The sequence below is a fragment of the Candidatus Binataceae bacterium genome, assembly GCA_035500095.1.
Taxonomy (GTDB): Bacteria; Desulfobacterota; Binatia; order Binatales; family Binataceae; genus JAKAVN01.
Genome location: DATJXN010000083.1, coordinates 1 through 3,178, shown reverse-complemented (window position 1 = coordinate 3,178; position 3,178 = coordinate 1). Strand labels below are relative to the sequence as shown.

General features: G+C 63.4%; 3 protein-coding genes. All 3 read left to right on the top strand.

Annotated elements, in window-relative coordinates; all coding sequences use genetic code 11:
• The coding region (locus VMI09_08485) for a hypothetical protein (GenBank protein HTQ24719.1) at window positions 1-186 on the top strand (186 nt) is incomplete at its 5' end.
• Between the two features lie 374 nt (window positions 187-560).
• Entirely contained in the window at window positions 561-1,067 is a 507-nt protein-coding gene (locus VMI09_08480) for a hypothetical protein (protein HTQ24718.1), read from the top strand.
• 351 nt (window positions 1,068-1,418) lie between these two features.
• On the top strand, window positions 1,419-3,178 hold a 1,760-nt coding region (locus VMI09_08475), incomplete at its 3' end, for an adenylate/guanylate cyclase domain-containing protein (protein ID HTQ24717.1).

Below are 3,178 nucleotides of genomic sequence, written 5' to 3'. Positions count from 1 at the left end.
CGACCCTCCCCGAGCCTTCACCCTAGCATCCAAACGGTGCTGCGCCGCCTCGATCATCGCCCCTCCAATCAGTCGCTCGCGAGGCCGCAGCACGCCGACATGCGCCCCAGGACCGCACGCGACTCGCACAGGGCCGGGCCAGGAGCGATTTTCGGCGCCGGAGCGGACAACAATGGACGCGGGTAGGCAAGTGACAGATACTCAGCGGAGCGCCCACCCCCCCATCGACCTTTCAGCGCCACGCCGCGCGCATCAAACCGACTGTGGGGACTGTGGGGACTTTTGTGGGGAGTCTCCACAAATATCGGTATCGCTCGGTAGCTATCACCGTCTTCGGTCGAAAGCGTTCGAGCCTTTGCCTCCGTTGAAGTTGATGCCTACCGAGCGCTATCAAGCGATATTGAGGGAAGGGCGGTTTCACGTTTGGGGTGCGTGTGGTCGCCGGTTCAAATCCGGCCACCCCGACCAAACCCGCTCAAGTTTGAGAGCTATTTTCCGGACCCGCCCGCATCCAGCGCCTCGGCGCGCAAAGGCAAGGATTTTCAACTAAAATCCGTCTTATGAAAATCGCGACTGCATTTGCGGCGCTGGCCGTGCTGCTCAGTCCCACATTCACCTCGGCGCAACTCCTGCGCGGCGGGCCGATTGGCGGCCGTCTTGAGCGTTTCAAGGAACAGATGACCAACAAGGACGAGTCGATTCACTACGACCCGTCGGTGCTGGCCACGGGAGTCGCGCGAAGCGACGTCGTGGCGAAGCTGGGCGAGCCGAATGCGAGCCAGGGCGAGGGCGTAGCGCGCGAGGATGTGTGGGCGTTCTTCCCCGACTGCTCAAAATTCAAGGACCCGGAGATAACCGGTGCGACTATTGCCGCCGCTGTTTTTACCGGCGGCATGTCGCTCGCAGTGCACAAGGCGCGGGCCACCGTGGCCGAGCACCAACTCACGCTGTACCGCGTCCACTACGACGATCAAAATCGTGTCAAAACGGTGCAGGTGGTGCCACCAACGCAGAGCTCGAAGACAGTGAACTCGCCCGGTGCGGCGTCCTCACCAGACACCGAGTAGGTATGCGTCCTGGACCAAATCCTGGTTAGGGCTGCGACAATGGAAAACGCCGTGCGACTTAAAAAGCCGCCGTCGCGATAACACAACCGTAAGAACCATCCAACTCCTGCCTCCGCCACCGCCCTCTGCCGGCCGAGGGGCCGGACGCGCACTCGACACGCGTCACGGGACGCGCATTTTCGCAACACTCGCTCAGCGCATTCTCCGGGCTCGTTCCGGCAGGGCCGGCGACGCGCGGAGAATGCTCGATCCGATAGCAAGGCACCCGGCGCGGCCTGAAAAGCGGCTATGACCTCATAGGCGCGCGCGTGATACAAGTGGCGGGGCTCTGCTTCAATCGAGCCATCGCCAATGCGCTGCTCGAGCTGCAACTTCGACAATGCCGCGGGCAAGAAGTTCTGCATCCGCTGTGGCGCCGGCCTGACTCCGCGCTGCCCGAAGTGCGGCTCCGAAAACCCGCCCCAGGCGCGATTCTGCGGCGAGTGCGGAGCGGCGCTCGCCGCTGCGGCTTCTCCGCAAGCGCCCGGGCCTTCCGCCGCCGATCAGACTCGGCCAGCGGTTCGCGTCGCGTCCGAGCGTGCCGATACCGCGGCGGCGCTCGACGGCGAGCGCAAGACCGTCACCGCGCTCTTCGCCGACATCAAGGGTTCGACCGAGCTCGAACAGGACCTCGACCCCGAAGAGGCGCGCGCGATCGTCGATCCGGCGCTCAAGTTGATGATCGAAGCCGTACGCCGCTACGGCGGTTATGTGGTGCAGAGCACCGGCGACGGCATCTTTGCGCTCTTCGGCGCGCCGCTCGCCCACGAGGACCATCCGCAGCGGGCGCTATACGCGGCACTGCGGATGCAGGAAGAGCTGCGGCGCTATGGTGACAAGCTGCTCGCGGCCGGCAGAGCGCCGCTCGAAATCCGCGTCGGCGTCAATTCCGGCGAAGTCGTCGTGCGGTCGATTTCAACCGGTGGCGGCAATGTCGAGTACACGCCGATCGGGCACACCACGAACCTCGCCTCGCGGATGCAGACCGTGGCGCCGACCGGCTCGATCGCGATCACGGAGCATACGCGGCGCCTGGTGGAGGGATATTTTGCGCTCAAGCCGCGCGGGCCCACGCCCGTCAAGGGAGTCAGCGAGCCGGTCAACGTGTACCAGGTCACCGGGCTCGGGCCGCTGCGTTCGCGGCTGCAACGCTCGGCAGGACGCGGGCTTTCGAGCCTGGTCGGGCGGGACCATGAGATGGAGGCGATCGGGCGCGCGGCGGCGCTCGCGGCCGAGGGGCATGGACAGATCGTCGCGACCGTCGCGGAAGCGGGCATCGGCAAGTCGCGGCTTTTCCATGAATTCAAGGCCAGGACCTCGTCGGACTGGATGATACTGGAGGCCTATTCGGTGTCGCACGGCAAGGCGAGCGCGTTTCTGCCGCTGATCGAGCTGCTGTCCAACTACTTCAAGTTCGGCGAGGGCGACGACGAACGGAGCCGGCGTGAAAAAGTTGCGGGTCGGCTCACGGTTCTGGACGCATCGCTCGAAAATGCCCGGCCGTACATACTTGCTCTGCTGGGAATTACGGACCACGTCTCCCTGCGCACTCATTGGGAGGTAAGTCTCGACCGTCTGGATGAATACCTGAACGAGGCGCAGGCCAAGGACCCCTTGGCGCAGATGGATGTGCAGGTACGGCGCAGGCGCACGCTCGACGCAATCAAGCGCATTTTGCTCCGCGAATCCCTCAACCAGCCCCTGATGCTGATTTTCGAGGACCTGCATTGGATCGACGCCGAAACTCAGGCGATGCTCGATCTGCTCGCCGACTCGATAGCTACATCCCGCATTCTGATACTTGTGAATTACCGCCCTGAGTATTCGCACGCGTGGACCAACAAAAGCTACTACACTCAGTTGCGCCTCGACCCGCTCAGCCCCGAGAGCGCCGAGCGATTGTTGACCATCCTGCTCGGCAACGATGCAAGTTTGAAAGCGCTCAAAACACTGATCGCGGAGAAGACGCAGGGTAATCCCTTCTTCATCGAAGAGATTGTGCAGGGGCTCTTCGAAGAAGGCATACTGGCGCGCAACGGAATCACGAAACTGACCCAGACCCTGGATACGCT

What these genes read in the sequence shown, in the direction of transcription:
- VMI09_08480 (HTQ24718.1), top strand. Translation starts at nt 561, where the DNA reads ATGAAAATCGCGACTGCATTTGCGGCGCTGGCCGTGCTGCTCAGTCCC.